At 58.6% G+C, this 17506-nt stretch carries 14 protein-coding genes; 8 read left to right on the top strand and 6 right to left on the bottom strand.

The window, feature by feature from the left end; genetic code table 11:
- Nucleotides 1–121: 121 nt before the first annotated feature.
- The 3 genes from AC06G5_RS16470 to AC06G5_RS16460 form a co-directional block, all read right to left on the bottom strand.
- Complete coding sequence (locus AC06G5_RS16470) at nucleotides 122–1495, bottom strand: transposase (protein WP_480459901.1); 1374 nt, start codon at nucleotides 1493–1495, stop codon at nucleotides 122–124.
- A gap of 203 nt (nucleotides 1496–1698) precedes the next feature.
- Entirely contained in the window at nucleotides 1699–2751 is a 1053-nt protein-coding gene (locus tag AC06G5_RS16465) for an AraC family transcriptional regulator (protein WP_480457604.1), read from the bottom strand.
- Between the two features lie 5 nt (nucleotides 2752–2756).
- Complete coding sequence (locus AC06G5_RS16460) at nucleotides 2757–3758, bottom strand: AraC family transcriptional regulator (protein WP_480457602.1); 1002 nt, start codon at nucleotides 3756–3758, stop codon at nucleotides 2757–2759.
- Nucleotides 3759–3925: 167 nt separating this feature from the next.
- Here AC06G5_RS16460 and AC06G5_RS16455 point away from each other — a divergent pair, with 167 nt between their 5' ends.
- Nucleotides 3926–4072, top strand: coding sequence for a hypothetical protein (locus tag AC06G5_RS16455; RefSeq protein WP_457265862.1), 147 nt, complete (start codon nucleotides 3926–3928; stop codon nucleotides 4070–4072).
- A gap of 3 nt (nucleotides 4073–4075) precedes the next feature.
- Here the strand turns inward: AC06G5_RS16455 and AC06G5_RS16450 are convergent, their stop codons facing one another.
- Entirely contained in the window at nucleotides 4076–4672 is a 597-nt protein-coding gene (locus tag AC06G5_RS16450; protein ID WP_480459900.1) for a TetR/AcrR family transcriptional regulator, read from the bottom strand.
- A 119-nt stretch (nucleotides 4673–4791) separates the two neighbouring features.
- On the opposite strand from AC06G5_RS16450, the gene AC06G5_RS16445 reads away from it, so the two are divergent.
- The 3 genes from AC06G5_RS16445 to AC06G5_RS16435 are packed head-to-tail and all read left to right on the top strand — an operon-like array spanning nucleotide 4792 to nucleotide 10527.
- A complete protein-coding gene (locus AC06G5_RS16445) occupies nucleotides 4792–5955 on the top strand; it encodes a MexC family multidrug efflux RND transporter periplasmic adaptor subunit (protein ID WP_480457600.1) in 1164 nt (387 codons plus the stop codon).
- A gap of 27 nt (nucleotides 5956–5982) precedes the next feature.
- Nucleotides 5983–9114: a multidrug efflux RND transporter permease subunit gene (locus AC06G5_RS16440; RefSeq protein ID WP_480457598.1), complete on the top strand. Its 3132-nt coding sequence runs from the start codon at nucleotides 5983–5985 to the stop codon at nucleotides 9112–9114.
- 3 nt (nucleotides 9115–9117) lie between these two features.
- Nucleotides 9118–10527, top strand: a complete 1410-nt coding sequence (locus AC06G5_RS16435; protein WP_480457596.1) for an efflux transporter outer membrane subunit — start codon at nucleotides 9118–9120, stop codon at nucleotides 10525–10527.
- Nucleotides 10528–10626: 99 nt separating this feature from the next.
- Here the strand turns inward: AC06G5_RS16435 and AC06G5_RS16430 are convergent, their stop codons facing one another.
- Nucleotides 10627–11193, bottom strand: a complete 567-nt coding sequence (locus tag AC06G5_RS16430) for a TetR/AcrR family transcriptional regulator (RefSeq protein ID WP_480457593.1) — start codon at nucleotides 11191–11193, stop codon at nucleotides 10627–10629.
- Nucleotides 11194–11705: 512 nt separating this feature from the next.
- Between AC06G5_RS16430 and AC06G5_RS16425 the strand changes: the two genes are divergently transcribed.
- From AC06G5_RS16425 to AC06G5_RS16415, 3 genes are all read left to right on the top strand, one after another.
- Nucleotides 11706–13817, top strand: coding sequence for a 3-hydroxyacyl-CoA dehydrogenase NAD-binding domain-containing protein (locus AC06G5_RS16425; RefSeq protein WP_480457591.1), 2112 nt, complete (start codon nucleotides 11706–11708; stop codon nucleotides 13815–13817).
- Between the two features lie 112 nt (nucleotides 13818–13929).
- Nucleotides 13930–14070 carry a hypothetical protein gene (locus AC06G5_RS16420; protein ID WP_480457589.1) on the top strand — a complete coding sequence of 47 codons (141 nt, stop codon included), beginning with the start codon at nucleotides 13930–13932 and terminating at the stop codon, nucleotides 14068–14070.
- The gene (locus AC06G5_RS16415; RefSeq protein WP_480457587.1) at nucleotides 14070–14852 is read left to right on the top strand and encodes an SDR family NAD(P)-dependent oxidoreductase; all 783 of its coding nucleotides are present in this window, start codon (nucleotides 14070–14072) and stop codon (nucleotides 14850–14852) included. Before AC06G5_RS16420 ends, AC06G5_RS16415 begins: the two co-directional genes overlap by 1 nt.
- A gap of 194 nt (nucleotides 14853–15046) precedes the next feature.
- Here AC06G5_RS16415 and AC06G5_RS16410 read toward each other — a convergent pair whose 3' ends face one another.
- Nucleotides 15047–15628, bottom strand: coding sequence for a TetR/AcrR family transcriptional regulator (locus AC06G5_RS16410; protein WP_414873012.1), 582 nt, complete (start codon nucleotides 15626–15628; stop codon nucleotides 15047–15049).
- 449 nt (nucleotides 15629–16077) lie between these two features.
- On the opposite strand from AC06G5_RS16410, the gene AC06G5_RS16405 reads away from it, so the two are divergent.
- Nucleotides 16078–17502, top strand: a complete 1425-nt coding sequence (locus AC06G5_RS16405; RefSeq protein ID WP_480457585.1) for a DUF1329 domain-containing protein — start codon at nucleotides 16078–16080, stop codon at nucleotides 17500–17502.
- The last annotated feature ends 4 nt before the right edge of the window (nucleotides 17503–17506 follow it).

Here is a 17506-nt window from a genome sequence, read left to right as displayed (position 1 = left end):
CTCAGGCACGACCAGCACTGGAGAACCTACTCACCACATTGAGTGGTTTTTCGGCCCTTCGTTGAGCTTTGCCGCTCGGTTATTGGGTTGGTTTTAGGGTTTTTGTTTCGTGCAGACGCACCTATCCCGTGACCGGTGGCCCTTGAGAGGTAAATTTGGCCAGCCGTCGCAGGTTCTGCACCGCAGCGGCCAGAGTGAACTCATCGGTTGCGCCACTCATGCCACGTAGGCGCAGGCGATCCAATTTCAGGATGCGCTTGAGGTGGGCAAACAACATTTCGACCTTTTTACGTTCGTGGCGAGAGCGCACATACGCAGGTGTCGTTGCGATTTGCCGAGCCACATCACGCGCGGCTTCATGGACGCTGCGAGCGATCTTGCGGAACGCAGTGTTCGGGCAGCATTGGGCTTTCATCAGACATTCAACGCAGTCGGCCTGCCGGGATCGGAAGATGATGGTGTTGGCCTTGGTGACGTGTGAACGCTTATTCTTGAAGGCTCGCCATTCGCTGCGCAATGCGTTGCCGGCCGGACAGCGGTATTCCTCAGTCTCTTCATTCCAGTGGAAATCGTTGTTCGAGAAACTGTCGTTCTTGCGCTCGGTTTTGTCCCACACCGGCACATGCGGCTCGATGTCTTTCTCCTCCACCATCCAGGCCAGCATCGGCGCAGTGCCGTACGCGGTATCGCCAATAAGGCGTTCCGGCTTGATGTCGAACTGCGCCTCGACCCGGTCAATCATGATCTTGGTGCTCTCTACCTCGGCCGTGCGATGAGCCGGTGTAGGTTCCACATCCACGATGACACCGTGCTCGGTATCGATCAGATAATTCGTCGAGTAAGCGTAGAACGCTGGGCCGCCTGGAGCAGCGGTCCAGCGAGCCTGAGGATCAGTCAGTGATAAACGCTTCGGTAGCGTTTCGGCCAAAGCCTCTTCATCGAGGGCTTCAAGGTACTCACGCAGGGCGCGGGTGCACAGGGCCGGATCGCTCCAGTTGACCTGTTCATCACCCGGTACGCCGCGCTGCCGACTGGCATCCGCTTTGATGATGCTGGCGTCCACGGCGAAGCCTTCGCCCTTGACCAACCCCGCCTCCATGCAGCGGCGCAGCACCTCATTGAACAACCAGCGAAACAGATCACTGCCCCGAAAGCGGCCGTGTCGGTTCTTGGAAAAGGTCGAGTGATTAGGGACTTCATCTTCAAGGCTCAACCGGCAGAACCAGCGATACGCCAGGTTCAAATGGGCCTCTTCGCACAACCGCCGCTCGGAGCGAATGCCATAGCAATAGCCCACGATCAGCATGCGAATCATCAGTTCAGGATCAATCGACGGACCTCCAATCGGACTATAGAAATCGGCAAGATAATGGCGAAGGTCGCTCAGATCGAGGCACTGATCAATGCTGCGCAGAAGATGATTGGCGGGGATGTGATCTTCAAGGTTGAACGAGTAAAACAGCCGTTCCTGCCCACTTGATAACTGTCCCATCATGCTGCGTGCTTCCCTGCTGGCCGATGCAGTAATTTTGCCGCAGGCCAAATAGGGGAGCTACTTTTTCAACAGAATCGGCCGATAGCTGCCTTTCGCACAAGGCGGCTACACAACTGAAGGCAGGCGCTCGCTGCAAATCCGATTGATGCAAAAAAGCTACTTTCACCACAGGTTGCTCAATCGCAGGGTTTTACGTTTACGATTCACAATCGACCTTTCATTCGATTCTGAAGCAATAAAGGCTGCCTGCTTAACCCCGACTGCTTACACCACTCCAGCGCAGACAGACCAAACCAGCGATGAAACGCACGCGAGAACGTGCTGACATCGGCGTAACCCAGCAGCTGTGCCACTTGAGTCAGGCTAATCGTCGGGACTTGCAGGTAATTGCGTACCAATTGCTGGCGTGTGTCATCCAGCAACCGCTGAAAAGACGTACCTTCTTGAGCCAAGTGGCGTTGCAAGGTCCGCGGGTTGACGGCCATACAGTCGGCCACTCTTTCGATCGTCGCACGACCGCTAGGCAATAGATTGCGCAGCAATTGCCTGACATAGCCAGGCGTCTCGTCAGCTGACAAGCGTTCCATGCCCGACAGATGTTGAGCGATGAGTTGATGCAGGGTTTCGCTGGCGCAATCCAGCGGCTGCGCCAGCACGCAAGCGTCAAACAGTAGTCCGGTGTGCGCTGCAGAGAAGGTCGGCGTGATACCCAACACCTGCCGATAGACGAACTCGTCTGCAAGGGGTGCATGACGGAGCATTACTGCATCGGGCTGCCATTGATCCCCGGCCAAGGTTCGCATCAGTTGCATACCGACACCACACGCCAGTTCTTCTGCTTGAGGCAATCCGTCAATCACCACCCCATCGGTCCGGTAACCAAGCAACGCGACGCCGTCGACCACGTCCAGGTCGATATGCGCCGCGCCGTTGTAGTACGCGAAATTGGCGCGCAGCTCGAGCAAGGCATCACCGATGGTTCGGGTGTTGTGAATCAGGAAAAAAATATCACCGAAGACGTCGATCCCTTGATAGAGCCCAAATTCCAGGCCGAACAACGGGTTATTCGAACGCTGTTGGCACAGCTCCAGCAAGCCGCAATAGTGCTGGAAGGACAGGATATCTTCCGGGCGCTGCAGCGAAGACACAGGCAGAGAAGCCCTACGTAGCATCTGGCTCGGGTCCAGGCCCTGATGGCGGGCGAATTGATCGAATCTCGCCAGGCTGAGTGCACGAATGAACGGATTGGGAGCCATGTCATTTACCGAAGAGTTAGCTGCATTCGCCGTTTCCACTTTTGCGGGCTGATGCCATTCCAGCGAGTGAAAGCCCGGGAAAATGTGCTCAGGTCGGCGTAACCCAACAGGCTTGCCAGTTGCGTCAGGCTGATCGACGAATCGCAGAGGTAACGCGCAGCCATTGCCTGGCGGGTGTCGTCCAGCAGTTCCTGAAATCTTGTGCCTTGTGCCCGAAGATAGCGTTGCAAGGAGCGCGGGCTGATCATCATGTGCTCGGCCATCTGGCTAAGCGTGACCGGGCCATTGGCAAGCTGGTTGCGCAGCAGTTTTTGTACGTAAGACGGCAATTCCTGCAACGTCACGCGGGCCAGCTCATTGATGTGTTGCTGGGCCAATTGCTGACACCTGACGTCAATCGCTCCCAGAGGTATCGCCAGCAGTGACTCATCAAATACCCATGCGTTGACGGGGCAGTCAAAGCGCGGAGGTACACCCAACAGCGCGCGATAGGTACGGCGGTTTTCCGGGGCACAATGGCGCAACATCAGACCTCGCGGCTTCCAGGCCTGCCCCAACAGTTCCCGGAGCAGACAAGCAGCAATTGCCATCGCCAACTCCACCGTCTGGCGTACCGAGATCACCGCTCCCTCGGTGATTTCATACAGGAGCAGGGCGTTGCCAGCCTGACGTTCAAGGCGCACTTGCGCGCCGTCGCTATGAACATGGAAATAGCGAGTTAGTAGATTCAGCGCTTCGCCCACGTTGCCGGAACAGCGCATGGCGTAGAGCAGGGTGTCGAGACTTTGCGTGCCCTGGCGTAAGCCGAACTGCAAGCCGAACAAGGGATTGTTCGAACGCATCGCACACAACTCGATCAAGGCATTGAACTGGGCGCCGGAAAGTTGCGCATCCAGCAGGTCTACAGGCAGATGAACCTCAGCCAGCGCCGAATCCGGATCGATGCCCTGACTGACAGCGAACTCCTTGAACCCTAACAGAGCAGTACCACGGACAGTGGACATCATCTCGATCCCCCGAATGAAGCACAGCCTGTGGCCAAGGGAGCACTGGCACGATTTGCAAAATCTCTGGCGCGATCTGCAAAGCTTTCACCCTGGTCCCGAGACCAGACTTGAACCACCAATAACAAAAGACCTGCGTTCGGCTCAAGGCTGGACGATGGAGGTATTCGATGCGTCGGTTCCTGTTCGCTTTCCTGGTGGTCGCGCTGATTTCGGGTGCGCTTTATTTTCAGACTCGGCCCGCTAACCACACTGTTGTTTATCATTCCAATCACCCACCGGTTGCCAGCATCAGCGATGCCTTCACGCATTTCTGAGGACTAAAGCGTTCTTTCCTGTACAGACGTGTGCTTGCGGAGCTCGCCGCCAGACAGGGCTCCATACAGGAACATCTGCTCAAGCGTTCGTGCCGAATCAGCATTGGCGGCACGCCCGCGCTGTTCGGCATCCACCAGGCCGTAGACCAGAGTGATGAACAGCTCGGTAAAAATGGCCGCGGTGATGTCGATGCGAAACAACCCTTTTTGCTGGCCTCGCAGGAAGAATCCATCCAGCGCCTCCAGGTAAAACTGCCAGCGTGTGTCACCCCGCTCGAAGTCAAGGAAATCAGGGCGGTATTGCGCCATCAGAAAGGCCAGCAACTCGCGATGGGCGAGGTGTTCCCGGATCAGTCGACGCAGTGCGTCCAGTGGTTCCAGATGCTGTAGGCCGGCGCTCTTGATAATCAAATTGAGCGTGCCCTCGGCGTATTCCTCCAGTCGTTGCCCCAGGTTTTCCCGTGTTCCGCAGTAGCGGTGCAGGGTCGCCTTGCTCACGCCTGCCAATTGCGCCAGCTCCTTCATCGTCGCTCGCGGCCGGCTGACGACGGCCACGGTAAGCGTCTTGAGCAGGTGTTCATCATGGGAAATCGGGTTCATCACCAAGCCTCAAGCGACGTTCATAGAAGGTTCATTATCTTCTCAAATGAGACTTATTTGACTCATTAGGGTTTCGAAAGTAGCATTCGCACCAAATTCAATCAAGCCTCGGGTGAGTTATGGGCAATTTGCGTGCAGTAGGGATGGCGGGCTCGCTGGCGGCAGCCATTGTGCTGGCCGGATGTGGGCCGGCGAATGAACAAGCGAGCATGGCCGAAGTGGCGCGCCCGGTAGAAGTTTTGGCGGTGAAGACTGAGCCTTTGGCGCTGACTACGGAGCTGCCGGGAAGGGTCGAACCGATGCGGGTCGCAGAGGTGCGCGCACGGGTACCCGGCATCGTGATGCAAAAACGCTTTGAAGAAGGTGCTGACGTTAAAGCCGGCGACCTGCTGTTTCAGATCGACCCAGCACCGCTCAAAGCTGCTTTATCGCGCGCCGAAGGTGAGTTGGCCCGCACCCAGTCCGTCGTGCTTGAGGCTCAGGCGAGGGTCAAACGCTATGAGCCGCTGGTGAAGATCGAGGCGGTCAGCCAACAGGATTTCGACAGTGCCACGGCAGACCTGCGCAGCGCTCAGGCGGCAACCCGTTCGGCCCAGGCCGATCTGCAAAGCGCCCGGCTGAACCTCGATTATGCCTCGGTGACTGCGCCGATTTCCGGCCGCGTCGGCCGTGCGCTGGTAACCGAAGGCGCGCTGGTCGGCCAGGGTGAAGCGACGTTGATGGCGCGAATTCAGCAACTTGATCCGGTCTATGTCGATTTCACCCAGTCGGCCGCTGATGCACTGCGTCTGCGCGAATCGCTCAAGGGAGGAAAACTCTCCGCCGACGACAACAAGGCGCTGTCGATTCAGGTCGACGGCACCGCTTACGAGCGCCAGGGCGCGCTGATGTTTACCGATGTCGCGGTAGATCGTGGCACTGGCCAGGTGTCGTTGCGCGGCAAGTTTGCCAATACCGACGGTGTCCTGTTACCGGGCATGTTTGTGCGTGTACGCACACCACAAGGCACTGACAACCAGGCCATTCTCGTACCGCAACGCTCGGTGCAACGCGGCAGCGATGGCGCCGCCCAGGTGATGGTGGTCGGCGCAGACGACCGGGTCGAATCACGCAATGTAGTCACCGGTGGCATGCAGGGTTCGCGCTGGCAGATCAGTGAGGGATTGAAGGCGGGCGATCAGGTGATTGTCGGCGGATTTGCCGGCCTGCAACCTGGAGTCAAGGTCGCACCTGGTCAGACCCACGCCCACGCCCAGGCTCAGTCGCCTGAGTCGAAACAGTAAGGGCGCAGTCGCCGCGAGGATTTTCCGATGTCTCAGTTTTTCATCAAACGCCCGAACTTTGCTTGGGTGGTGGCGTTGTTCATCTCCCTGGCCGGCCTGCTGGTCATCCCAATGCTGCCGGTGGCGCAGTATCCCAACGTTGCGCCGCCGCAGATCAAGGTGACGGCGACCTATCCCGGCGCCTCGGCGAAAGTGCTGGTGGACTCGGTCACCAGTGTGATCGAGGAGTCGCTCAATGGTGCCAAGGACCTGCTCTATTTCGAGTCGACCAACAACTCCAACGGCATTGCCGAGATTGTGGTCACCTTCCAGCCCGGCACTGATCCGCAGCTCGCCCAGGTTGACGTGCAAAACCGCCTGAAAAAGGCTGAAGCACGCATGCCACCAGCCGTGCTCACCCAAGGGCTGGAGGTGGAGCAGACCAGCGCCGGTTTCCTGCTGATCTATGCGCTCAACTACAAGGAAGGCACCCAGCACAGTGATACGACCGCTCTGGGTGACTATGCCGCGCGCAACATCAACAACGAACTGCGCCGGGTGCCGGGCGTCGGCAAGCTGCAATTCTTCTCCTCTGAAGCGGCCATGCGCGTCTGGATCGACCCGCAGAAACTGGTGGGTTACGGGCTGTCCATCGACGACGTGAGCACAGCCATCCGCGGGCAGAACGTGCAGGTGCCGGCCGGCAGCTTCGGCAGTACACCGACCAGCAGCCAGCAGGAGCTGACTGCCACGCTGGCGGTGAAAGGTACTCTGGATAATCCGGACGAATTCGCACGCATCGTTCTGCGCGCCAACGAGGACGGCTCGACGGTCAAACTGGCGGATGTCGCCCGCGTGGAAGTCGGCCAAGAGAGTTACAACTTCAACTCGCGTCTGAACGGCAGACCGGCGGTAGCGGCGGCGATCCAGTTATCCCCCGGTGCCAACGCGATCCAGACCGCGACGGCAGTCAAGGAGCGCCTGGCCGAACTGTCGGCGTACTTCCCGGACGATGTGGAATATTCCGTGCCCTACGACACTTCGCGTTTCGTCGATGTCGCTATCGAGAAGGTGATCCATACCTTGATCGAGGCGATGGTGCTGGTATTCCTAGTGATGTTCCTGTTCCTGCAGAACATCCGCTACACGTTGATCCCGTCGATTGTGGTACCGGTGTGTCTGCTGGGCACGCTGCTGCTGATGTACCTGCTGGGCTTCTCGGTGAACATGATGACAATGTTCGGCATGGTGCTCGCGATCGGCATTCTGGTGGATGACGCCATCGTAGTGGTGGAGAACGTTGAACGGATCATGGCTGAGGAGGGGCTGTCACCGGTTGACGCCACAGTCAAAGCGATGGGGCAGGTTTCGGGAGCGATCATCGGTATCACCCTGGTGCTGTCGGCGGTGTTCATGCCATTGGCGTTTATGTCCGGCTCGGTGGGTGTGATCTACCAGCAGTTCTCGGTGTCGCTGGCGGTGTCGATTCTGTTCTCGGGCTTCCTGGCGCTGACGTTCACTCCGGCGCTGTGCGCCACACTGCTCAAGCCGATTCCACAAGGACACCATGAGAAACGCGGGTTCTTTGGCGCCTTCAACCATGGCTTCGCCCGGCTCACCGAGCGTTACTCGATTCTGAACAAGGGGCTGGTATCGCGTGCCGGCCGGATGATGTTGGTGTACGTGGGCATTATCGCGATGCTCGGTTACTTCTATCTGCGCTTGCCGGAGTCGTTTGTGCCCGTGGAGGACCAGGGGTACATGATCGTCGACGTCCAGTTGCCACCGGGCGCGACCCGTACCCGTACCGAAGCCACCGGTGAACAACTGGAGCGGTTTCTCGCCTCCCGTGACGCGGTCCAGTCGACGTTCCTGGTATCGGGCTTCAGCTTTTCCGGGATGGGCGATAACGCGGCGCTGGCATTTCCGGTGTTCAAGGACTGGTCGCTGCGTGGCGAAGATCAATCGGCCATGGCGGAAGTCACGGCGCTGAACGAGCAATTTGCCGTGACCAATGACGGCGCAGTGATGGCTGTGCCTCCGCCACCGATTGATGGCCTGGGCAACTCCGGTGGTTTTGCACTGCGCCTGCAGGATCGCGCCGGCCTGGGCCGGGAAGCATTGATCGCAGCCCGCGACCAGTTGCTCGGGCAGGCCAACGGCAACCCGAAAATCCTCTACGCAATGATGGAAGGCCTGGCCGAGTCGCCGCAATTGCGGGTGGAGATCGACCGTGACAAGGCCCGTACCCTGGGCGTGAGTTTCGAGTCGATCAGCAGTGCATTGTCAGCCGCGTTCGGATCGGAGGTGATCAACGACTTCACCAACGCGGGCCGTCAGCAGCGTGTGGTAGTGCAGGCCGAGCAGGGCGACCGGATGACCCCGGAAAGTGTGCTCAAACTGTACGTGCACAACAGCGCGGGCAATCTGGTGCCGTTCAGCGCCTTCGTCACCACCCATTGGGAAGAAGGCCCGGTGCAACTGGTGCGCTACAACGGTTATCCGTCGATCCGGATCGTCGGTGACGCCGGGCCGGGATACAGCACCGGTGAAGCCATGGCGGAAATCGAGCGAATCGCAGCGCAATTGCCGGCGGGTTTCAGCTACGAGTGGAGCGGCCTGTCGTATCAGGAAAAGGTCTCCAGCGGTCAGGCGACGCAACTGTTCGCACTCGCGATCCTCGTGGTGTTCCTGTTGCTGGTCGCGCTTTATGAGAGCTGGGCAATTCCCCTGACCGTGATGCTGATCGTGCCGATCGGTGCCATCGGTGCGGTACTCGCGGTAATGGTCGCCGGCATGCCCAACGACGTGTATTTCAAGGTGGGGCTGATCACCATCATCGGTCTGGCGGCGAAGAACGCGATCCTCATCGTCGAGTTCGCCAAAGAGCTATGGGAGAAAGGTTATAGCCTGCGCGACGCAGCCATCGAGGCCGCACGCCTGCGCTTTCGGCCGATTGTCATGACTTCCATGGCTTTCATCCTCGGCGTCGTGCCGCTGGCGATGGCAACTGGGGCAGGGGCTGCGAGTCAGCGTGCAATCGGTACCGGGGTGATCGGCGGCATGCTCAGCGCAACTTTGCTGGGTGTGCTGTTCGTACCGATCTGTTTTGTCTGGGTGCTGTCGATGCTGCGCAGTAAACCGGCATCCATTGAACAACCCGCTTTGACTCAGGAGTGACTCATGCGTATTTCAGCTTTTTCTACGCTGGTGATCGCCATGTTGCTGGGCGGTTGCTCGTTGGCGCCCACTTATGAGCGGCCGTTTGCCCCGGTTGCGGATAACTGGGCGGGTGAGCAGACGAAGCAAGGCAGTCCGATCAACCAACTGGTGTGGCAGACGTTTATCGTCGATCCCGACCTGCGCCGCCTGGTGGGGATCGCTCTGGACAACAACCGCTCACTGCGCCAGACGCTTCTGGATATCGAGCAGGCCCGGGCGCAATACCGCATCCAGCGAGCCGACCGGGTACCGGGGTTGAATGCCAACGCAGCGGGCAATCGCCAGCGCTTGCCGGCGGATCTGGCCGACAACGGCCGGCCGGGCGTTACCAGCGACTATCAGGTCGGCCTGTCGCTGCCTGAATACGAGCTGGATCTGTTCGGCCGGGTGAAGAGCCTCAGTGACTCCGCGTTGCAAGAATACTTGGCCACCGAAGAAGCCGCCCGCGCCGCGCAGATCGCCCTGATCGCCGAAGTCAGCCAGGCCTATCTGGTTCACGATGGCGCCCAGCGTCGTCTGGATCTGACCCAGCAGACCCTGATCAGCCGCGAGTACTCGTTCGCGCTGATCAGCCAGCGCCGTTCAAACGGCACGGCGACTGCACTGGACTACCAGGAAGCGTTGGGGTTAGTGGAGCAATCGCGAGCAGAACAGGAAAACAATCTGCGTCAGAAACAGCAGGCCTTTAACGCGCTGGTACTGTTGCTCGGCACCAAAGACGCGGCGAAGTCGATTCCCGAACGGCTGCAGAAGGAACCGATGCTGGTTCAGGACATCGCACCCGACACCACGTCGACGCTGATCGAGCGCCGACCGGACATTCTTGCCGCTGAGCATCGACTGCAGGCGCGCAATGCCGACATTGGCGCTGCACGTGCGGCGTTCTTTCCGCGTATCAGTCTGACGGGCAGCTTCGGCACTTCCAGCGCGCAAATGTCCGGCTTGTTCGACGGTGGCTCTCGGTCCTGGAGTTTTGTGCCGAACCTGTCGCTGCCGTTGTTCGATGCCGGCCGCAACAGTGCAGGGCTGAGTCTGGCCGAAGCCCGCAAGGACTCTGCGGTGGCGGCGTATGAGGGCACGATTCAGAAGGCGTTTCGCGAGGTCGCCGATGCACTGGCCGCTACCGACACCTTGCGCCGGGAAGAAGCCGCCCGACGCGCGCTGGCCAATACCAGCAGCGAGACGCTGAAGCTGGCCAAGGCCCGTTATGAAGGTGGCATTGACAGTCACCTGCGTTACCTCGATGCCCAGCGCACCAGCTTCGTCAACGAGACAGCATTCATTGAGGTCAGCACTCAGCGACAGATTGCCTTGGTCGATCTGTTCCGCTCGCTGGGCGGGGGATGGTCATCGCAAGTAAAGGCCAGATAGGAACCTGGCAGCGCTCCTTGGGTTGGTGCATCCAACCTGTTTTTTAGCCCCGTGGACCGTCAGGTTGCGGGGCTCTTTTTTGGGAGGAGCGAGGGGGGATTATTGGGGACGTACTACGCTGGCAGCGCCATGCAAGAACATCTGCTCCATTACATTGGCTGAGTTGGCACTGGCCGCGCGCCCACGGCGCTCCGCATCGACCATGCCGAAGATCATGGTCAGGAACAGTTCCGTGAAGACTGCTGCGGTGACATCGATGCGGAAGGCACCCAATTGTTGGCCGCGCAGAAAGAAAGCATCAAGGGCATCGGCATAAGACTGCCAACGGTCCCCCTCACCATTTACGGGGAAGGTGTCGGGGCGATATTGAAAGAGCAGGAAAACCAGCATTTCACGATGCGCCAAATGCTCATTGATCAGACTACGCAGCGCCTGCACCGGCTCGCTGTGCAACAGGTCGGTCGTGGTGGTGATCTGGTTCAGCACCGTCTCACCGTGGCTTTCCATCATCTGCACCAGGTTGTCACGGGTGCCGCAAAAGCGATGCAGCGTAGCCTTGCTCACGCCAGCAGCTTCAGCCAGTTCCTTGAGCGTCGCCCGCGGGCGATCAACGATCGCCAGGGCCAGCGCCTTGATGAGTCTTTCGTCTTGCGGAGTCAGGGACATCAGTCGGTCTCGGATCGAATTTCAACGCCGGGAATTGTGCAGGAAAAGCTCATCACTGCAACGAAAAACACAGAGCATGAGCAAATTACTTCATCTGAGACATTATTTGCTCAGGTCTCGGCTTTCAAATTTGGCCAGGTTCTGAGGCGTTTGAATGTCATGAACTGCAAAATACATGGCGTGATCTGCCAAGCTTTTGCATCGGCCGTTATCCAGAATCGAAACCCTCAATAACAAAAGACACTGCATTTGGCTCCCGCCAAATGACGGAGGTTTCCGATGCGCCGATTCCTGCTCTCCTGCCTGACTGTAACCATGACCGCGATACTGGTTTCGGGGGCTATCTACGCCGTTGGATCAGCGGTTTCGAGTCGCGTCTCCAACGCTCACCCGAATTATCCAATCATCAGCATCGAAGAAGTCTTCAGGCATTTTTGACGAACCGCGGCCAACGAGCGTACTCCCGCGCGCCCGGCGTAAAAGCAGTCGTGCAGCAACATAAGGATCCCCCAATGAGCGACCTCATCCACTATCGTCTCGAAGACGGTCTGGCCCTGATAGGCCTGGCCTGTCCACCGGTAAATGCACTCGGCCAGCCTCTGCGCGCCGCTATTATCAACGCTTGCGAGCGCGCAGCCGCGGACGATAGGGTGGAGGCCATCATTCTCTACGGCGAGCACGGGATGTTTAGTGCAGGCGCCGATATCACCGAATTCGGCACCGATGCCTCCTTCGCCGAGCCGGACTTGCCCAGCACGCTGGTTCGCTTGACCCAGATCCACAAACCTCTGGTTGCCGCTATAGGCAAGCTGGCCCTGGGGGGCGGCCTGGAGCTGGCTCTGGCCTGTGGATACCGGATTGGTGAGCCAGGCACTCGAGTGGGCTTATCGGAAATAAACCTGGGCCTGTTGCCAGGCGCTGGCGGGACCCAACGCCTGCCAAGGCTGATCGGCGCTGAATCGGCGCTGAATCTGATTCTTTCAGGTCAACAGATCGACTCCGAACGCGCTCGCATGCTGGGCATCCTCGACCGCATAGCTACCGGCGCCGAGCAACTGCTGGATGAGGCGCGCGCTTATGCTGACGAACTGATCGACTGCTGCGCCCCGGCGCGGCCGGCAGAGGCTTGGCCGGAACCGGCCGAAGACCTGCCGGGTGATTTCCTCGCCCGCTACCGCGCCGAGCATGAACCTCGCTGGAAAAGCCGTTTGGCCCCGCGCCTGGTGCTTTCTGCGCTGGAAGCGGCCTGCCTGCTGCCGCTGGAGGAGGGGCTCGCCCGAGAACTGGCGTTGTTCAAGCAGGCCGAAGCTTCCCGCCAGTCCGAGGCGCTGCGCCATGTGTTCTTCGCTGAGCGCGAGGCCGGACGCATTCCAGGTATTGGGGCGGACATTGCGCTGCGCAAGATCGATAAGGTCGCGGTAATCGGAGCCGGCACCATGGGCGGTGGTATCGCCATGAACTTCGCCAATGCCGGTATCCCTGTAGCGCTGCTTGAGCTCAAGGGGGAGGCGCTGGACAACGGCCTGATGCAGATCCGCAAAAACTACGAGATCAGCGTCAAGCGCGGAAAGATGACCGCCGAACAACTGGAGCAGCGCATGGACCTGCTATTCGGCACCCTTGACTACAACGATTTGGCCGATGCCGACTTGGTGATCGAAGCGGTGTTCGAGCAGATGGAAATCAAGCAGCAGGTATTCCGCACCCTTGAAAAGGTGTGTAAGCCAGGTGCCATCCTCGCCACCAACACCTCGTCACTCGATGTCGACGCCATTGCGGCCACCGTCTCCCGCCCGCAGGACGTGATCGGTCTGCACTTCTTCAGTCCAGCCAATGTCATGCGCCTGCTGGAAGTAGTACGCGGCAAGGCCACCGCACCGGATGTACTGGCAACCACCATGAAGATCGCCAAGCATATCGGTAAGCTCCCGGTGCTCTCCGGCGTCTGCTTTGGCTTCATCGGCAACCGCATGCTCGAGCCTTATTCCCGCGAAGCCCATCGCCTGGTGTTGGAGGGGGCGACACCGGCACAGGTAGACGGTGTGCTCACCGGCCTGGACCTGAATATGGGCATATTCAGCATGCTGGACCTTGCCGGTATCGATGTGAGTTTCCTGATACGCGATTCGAATCGGGCCGCCATTGCCCATGACGAAAGTTACTGCCGTCTTGGAGAGGAACTCTATGCCCTGGGGCGATACGGCCAGAAAACCGGGCGAGGCTTCTACCTTTATGAGGGCCGCAACTGTAAGGAGGACGACGAGGTGTTGGTGCTGGCGGAGCGCCTTGCCGACGAGCTGGAAGTCCCCCGACGCTCCATCGACGATCAGGAAATCCATGATCGTTGCATGTTCATGCTGATCAACGAAGGTATCCAGTTGCTGGACGAAGGCATCGCTCTGCGCGCCAGCGACATCGATCTGGTCTGGATCAACGGCTACGGATTTCCGGCTCATCTCGGCGGCCCGATGCATTATGCCGAGCAGTTGGGACTGGACAAGGTGCTGGCTGGTATTGAGCACTATCGTCACGTACTCGGCGAGTACGGTGAGATGTGGTTCCAGCCGGCACCGTTGCTGGAGCGCCTGGTCGCTGCTGGCAATACCCGCATCGAAATCATCTGAAATTCCCTCTCGCTCCGGGAGCAGGACGAGTCATGAGGGCGACCACGCATCTCCCTTATCCTGGCCCTCTCTCAGAGGGAGAGGGAACCCAATATGCATACAAGGCACCACCATGAAAAAAACCGTAATTCACTCCACTGCCCACACACTGATTACCCAGGCCGCTTGTGGCGCGGTCAATGGTGCCATGTCACAGCGTTGGGCCAGCCAGTTTACTCTGTACGTCATCTGCATCGCAGTCGAGGTGTATTGATGGATCGCGACTTCGCCCAGCGCTTCTCCTTAGCCGGCCGAACGGTGTTGATCACTGGCGCCTCCAGCGGCATTGGCGCGCACTTGTCGCGGATCGCCGCTCGCGCTGGCGCCCGCGTCGTGCTCGCTGCGCGGCGCGTCGAGCGGCTCGAACAAATTGCCAAGGACATCGAGTGGGAGAGTGGCCAGGCGCTGACGGTCGCTCTCGACGTCACAGACCGGGCCAGCGTCGAGTCGGCCTTCGACACCGCCGAAGCGCACTTCGGGGTAGTCGACGTTGTGCTCAACAATGCCGGCATCGGCAATGGCCAGCGGCCGCTGGAAATCGGTGAGGAAGATTGGCGTGCAATGCTGGCGACCAACCTCGACGGTGTCTGGCGCGTTGCTCAGGTCGCAGCGCAGCGGCTGGTTAAAGCAGGACGTAGCGGCAGCATCGTCAATATTGCCTCGATACTGGGGCTACGAGTCGGCACCGGCTATAGCCATTACTGCGCCGCCAAAGCAGGCGTGGTGCAACTGACCAAGTCGCTGGCGCTGGAGCTCGCGCGCCACAAGATTCGCGTCAATGCCATAGCCCCGGGCTACTTCAAGACGGAAATGAATGAAGCTTTTTTCGATAGTGACAAGGGCATCAACTACATACATGAGCTGATTCCCATGCGCCGATTAGGCGAACTCCACGAGCTGGAAGGGCCGTTTCTTCTACTCGCCAGCGATGCCGGTGCGTTCATGAACGGTAGCGTTCTGGCAGTGGATGGAGGTCAATTGGTCAGTAGCTTGTAAGCAAGTTCGATGACAAGGCTTGTGCTCAGACAGAGTCGCCAGATGCAACCATGATCTGGTGAGCACTGACTTGCCATACTTCACCGGTATCTCCAACAGCTATATCCGCCACAGCTCAACAAATCACTCAGGCCCCGGCGATCACCCACCGGGGTACAGCTTGATGATCGTCAGGTAGATACGGATTGAAATGTTCAGCGGCTGGCCACTAATAGCGCCACAGCTTCGCAGGCCGTTTCAGTTTCTGCCTCCAGCCGTGCCAAGTCTCCATGAGCGGACCAGGCGATGATCAGACCATCTACAAGGTGAACCAACAGTCGACTTGTGGCCTTCAAGAAGGTCTTGTCGAATTGTGCACCGATGGCTTTTTCCATGGCCTGTTCCGTTGCTTCTATTGCTACCGCGTAGATCCTGGTCGCCATCTCGGGGTTGTTGCGCATGGCCCAGAAGAAAAGCTCGGTTTGTGCCTTGGCTATGTCGGGGTTGGTGGAGAACCACGTGACTAATTGACGAAGCATTTCCGCTGTCGTTTCGGCTGCGGTAGTCCCCGCAGGAACGTTCGTCAGGGCCTGGTGTGGCAAGTTGAAAAGAGACTCATAGACCGCATAGAGGAGGTCGTCTTTTGTATGAAACACGTAGTGCAGCGACGCGAGAGGGCAGCCTGCGGCAGCGGCGATACGTCGAGTCGTTGCATTGGCAACCCCATGTTCAGCAATCACTTTGACAGTGGCTTCCACGAAGTCCTGTCTACGTAATTCAGCGCCCACTCTGGCCATAGTCAAGCAATCTCCATTGTTCCTGCTGTAGCGCCTGCCTGGGCTTCGGCGTCAACGCCGGCGGATGCTACAGCATGACTGGTCTGCGAGTCATGAGCCGATGTGGATCGGCGCATGGGTTTTTATTGCCAATGGCATACATGAATAGCTCATTCCAATGCGGGGATAATACGTAACGATTGTTTCGTAAATTCCCAGATTGGTGCGGCCTGCTGACACAAGCTGGTGCGCACGTGAGTGAGCAGCTGTTGCCTGGCAGATTGATATAACTTCTAACACATTGATAACTAAGCTAATTAACTTCATTTCCATGATTTGGCATGTGGTTTGCTATGTGGTCAATTGACTTGGTCAAGTGATCAAGTCAGTTGATTAGAGAGTGTGGCACAGCCCGAGTCTTCCCTCCAGGAAGGCCGCGCCGCCGGTTACAGCCCCATGAGGATCTTCCAATGAATGAAGTTATTGCGCGTCCATGCGCCGGCATCTCCACCAGAAGTGGAGTCAGGCATCTGATCGCGGCATTGGCAGCATTGGCTGCTATTGGCACGGTTCAAGCTGCACAGAAGGATCCTGCGCTACTCGGTACGAAGCTAACGCCGCTGGGAGGGGAGGTCGCGGCAAGTGCCGATGGGGTCATCCCGGCCTGGACTCCGCCCGGTCCGCAGGGCGGTGGCTGGACTTACGGCCAGGTGCGTGGTCAATCCTGGAAATTCAAGAACGACAAGCCGCTTTTCAGTATCGACTCCAACAATGTCTCGCAATATGCGAACAAGCTTTCACCCGGCCAGGTGGAACTGTTCAAGAAAATCCCGGGCTATCGCATGGATGTGTATCCGACCCGTCGTAGCTGCGGTGTGCCCGACTTCGTCGCTGATAACACCAGGAAGAACGTCGGATTCGCCACATTGGATGCCGATGGTCTGGCCCTGAAAGAAGCTTACGTACCCGGTATTCCATTCCCTATGCCGAGCACCGGTGCCGAGGTGATGTGGAACATGAAAATGCGCTACCGCGGCGTTGGTTTCGATATGTCCAAGACCGTTTCCGGGATATCGCCGCGCAAGGGGGGGAACGACTGGCTGCGCACTTCGACGGACTGGTTCATGTATACCCCATGGGGAGAAAAGGGCAGTGCGTTGTTCTCTTCCTTCGATCGCCTGGAGGTCGCCACTTATTTCTCCTATTTGGATCCTGCTGCCCTTGCCGGGCAGGCCGGTGTGGTGACTACCAAGGCTGGCGAACAGGCGACCACGTTCTATTACTTCCCCGGCCAGCGTCGTGTGCGTCGCATGCCCGCCTACTCCTACGACTCTCCGCAAATTGGTCTCGATAATCAGTACACCATCGATGAGTCGAACGTGTTCTTCGGGCCGATGGACCGCTTCGACTGGAAGCTGGTCGGCAAGCAGGAGTTGTTGGTGCCCTACAACGCCTTCGGGGCCTATGACGCCTCTGCCAACATTGAGAATGTGGCCAAGCATGATTACATCGCGCCCGAATCACGCCGCTATGAATTGCATCGTGTCTGGGTTGTCGAGGCCACGGTTCGCCAGGGCATGCGCCACCAGGCTCCGAAGCGACTCTTCTACATCGATGAAGATAGCTGGAACGCTCTGATGGCTGTCGACTACGACAAGCAAGGGCAAATCTGGAAGGTTCGCGAAGGCTATACGATCCCTGTCTACGAGACAGGCACCTGCGATATGGAGGCACAAGCGCAGTACAACCTGGTTGACGGTCGCTACCTGTACGACATGACGTCTGTCGGAGTGGGCAAGAACGATCACCGCTGGCTCACCGAGAGTACCGGCAACCCCCGCCTGAAGCGTGACTTCTACACCTCCGACAACTTGCGTGCCATCAGTGAACGCTGAAAAG

The sequence above is a fragment of the Pseudomonas sp. WT-JTC genome (genome assembly GCF_056711565.1).
Note: the sequence above shows the minus strand (reverse complement) of the source record. Positions and strands in the feature narration are given on the sequence as shown.

Excerpts from the sequence above, each read along its gene's own strand:
- AC06G5_RS16410 (WP_414873012.1), bottom strand. The coding sequence starts at position 15,628 with ATGGCCAGAGTGGGCGCTGAATTACGTAGACAGGACTTCGTGGAAGCC.
- AC06G5_RS16450 (WP_480459900.1), bottom strand. The coding sequence starts at position 4,672 with ATGAACCCGATTTCCCATGATGAACACCTGCTCAAGACGCTTACCGTG.
- AC06G5_RS16435 (WP_480457596.1), top strand. The coding sequence starts at position 9,118 with ATGCGTATTTCAGCTTTTTCTACGCTGGTGATCGCCATGTTGCTGGGC.
- AC06G5_RS16465 (WP_480457604.1), bottom strand. The coding sequence starts at position 2,751 with ATGGCTCCCAATCCGTTCATTCGTGCACTCAGCCTGGCGAGATTCGAT.
- AC06G5_RS16440 (WP_480457598.1), top strand. The coding sequence starts at position 5,983 with ATGTCTCAGTTTTTCATCAAACGCCCGAACTTTGCTTGGGTGGTGGCG.
- AC06G5_RS16420 (WP_480457589.1), top strand. The coding sequence starts at position 13,930 with ATGAAAAAAACCGTAATTCACTCCACTGCCCACACACTGATTACCCAG.
- AC06G5_RS16460 (WP_480457602.1), bottom strand. The coding sequence starts at position 3,758 with ATGATGTCCACTGTCCGTGGTACTGCTCTGTTAGGGTTCAAGGAGTTC.
- AC06G5_RS16415 (WP_480457587.1), top strand. The coding sequence starts at position 14,070 with ATGGATCGCGACTTCGCCCAGCGCTTCTCCTTAGCCGGCCGAACGGTG.
- AC06G5_RS16470 (WP_480459901.1), bottom strand. The coding sequence starts at position 1,495 with ATGATGGGACAGTTATCAAGTGGGCAGGAACGGCTGTTTTACTCGTTC.
- AC06G5_RS16445 (WP_480457600.1), top strand. The coding sequence starts at position 4,792 with ATGGGCAATTTGCGTGCAGTAGGGATGGCGGGCTCGCTGGCGGCAGCC.
- AC06G5_RS16430 (WP_480457593.1), bottom strand. The coding sequence starts at position 11,193 with ATGTCCCTGACTCCGCAAGACGAAAGACTCATCAAGGCGCTGGCCCTG.
- AC06G5_RS16455 (WP_457265862.1), top strand. The coding sequence starts at position 3,926 with ATGCGTCGGTTCCTGTTCGCTTTCCTGGTGGTCGCGCTGATTTCGGGT.
- AC06G5_RS16405 (WP_480457585.1), top strand. The coding sequence starts at position 16,078 with ATGAATGAAGTTATTGCGCGTCCATGCGCCGGCATCTCCACCAGAAGT.
- AC06G5_RS16425 (WP_480457591.1), top strand. The coding sequence starts at position 11,706 with ATGAGCGACCTCATCCACTATCGTCTCGAAGACGGTCTGGCCCTGATA.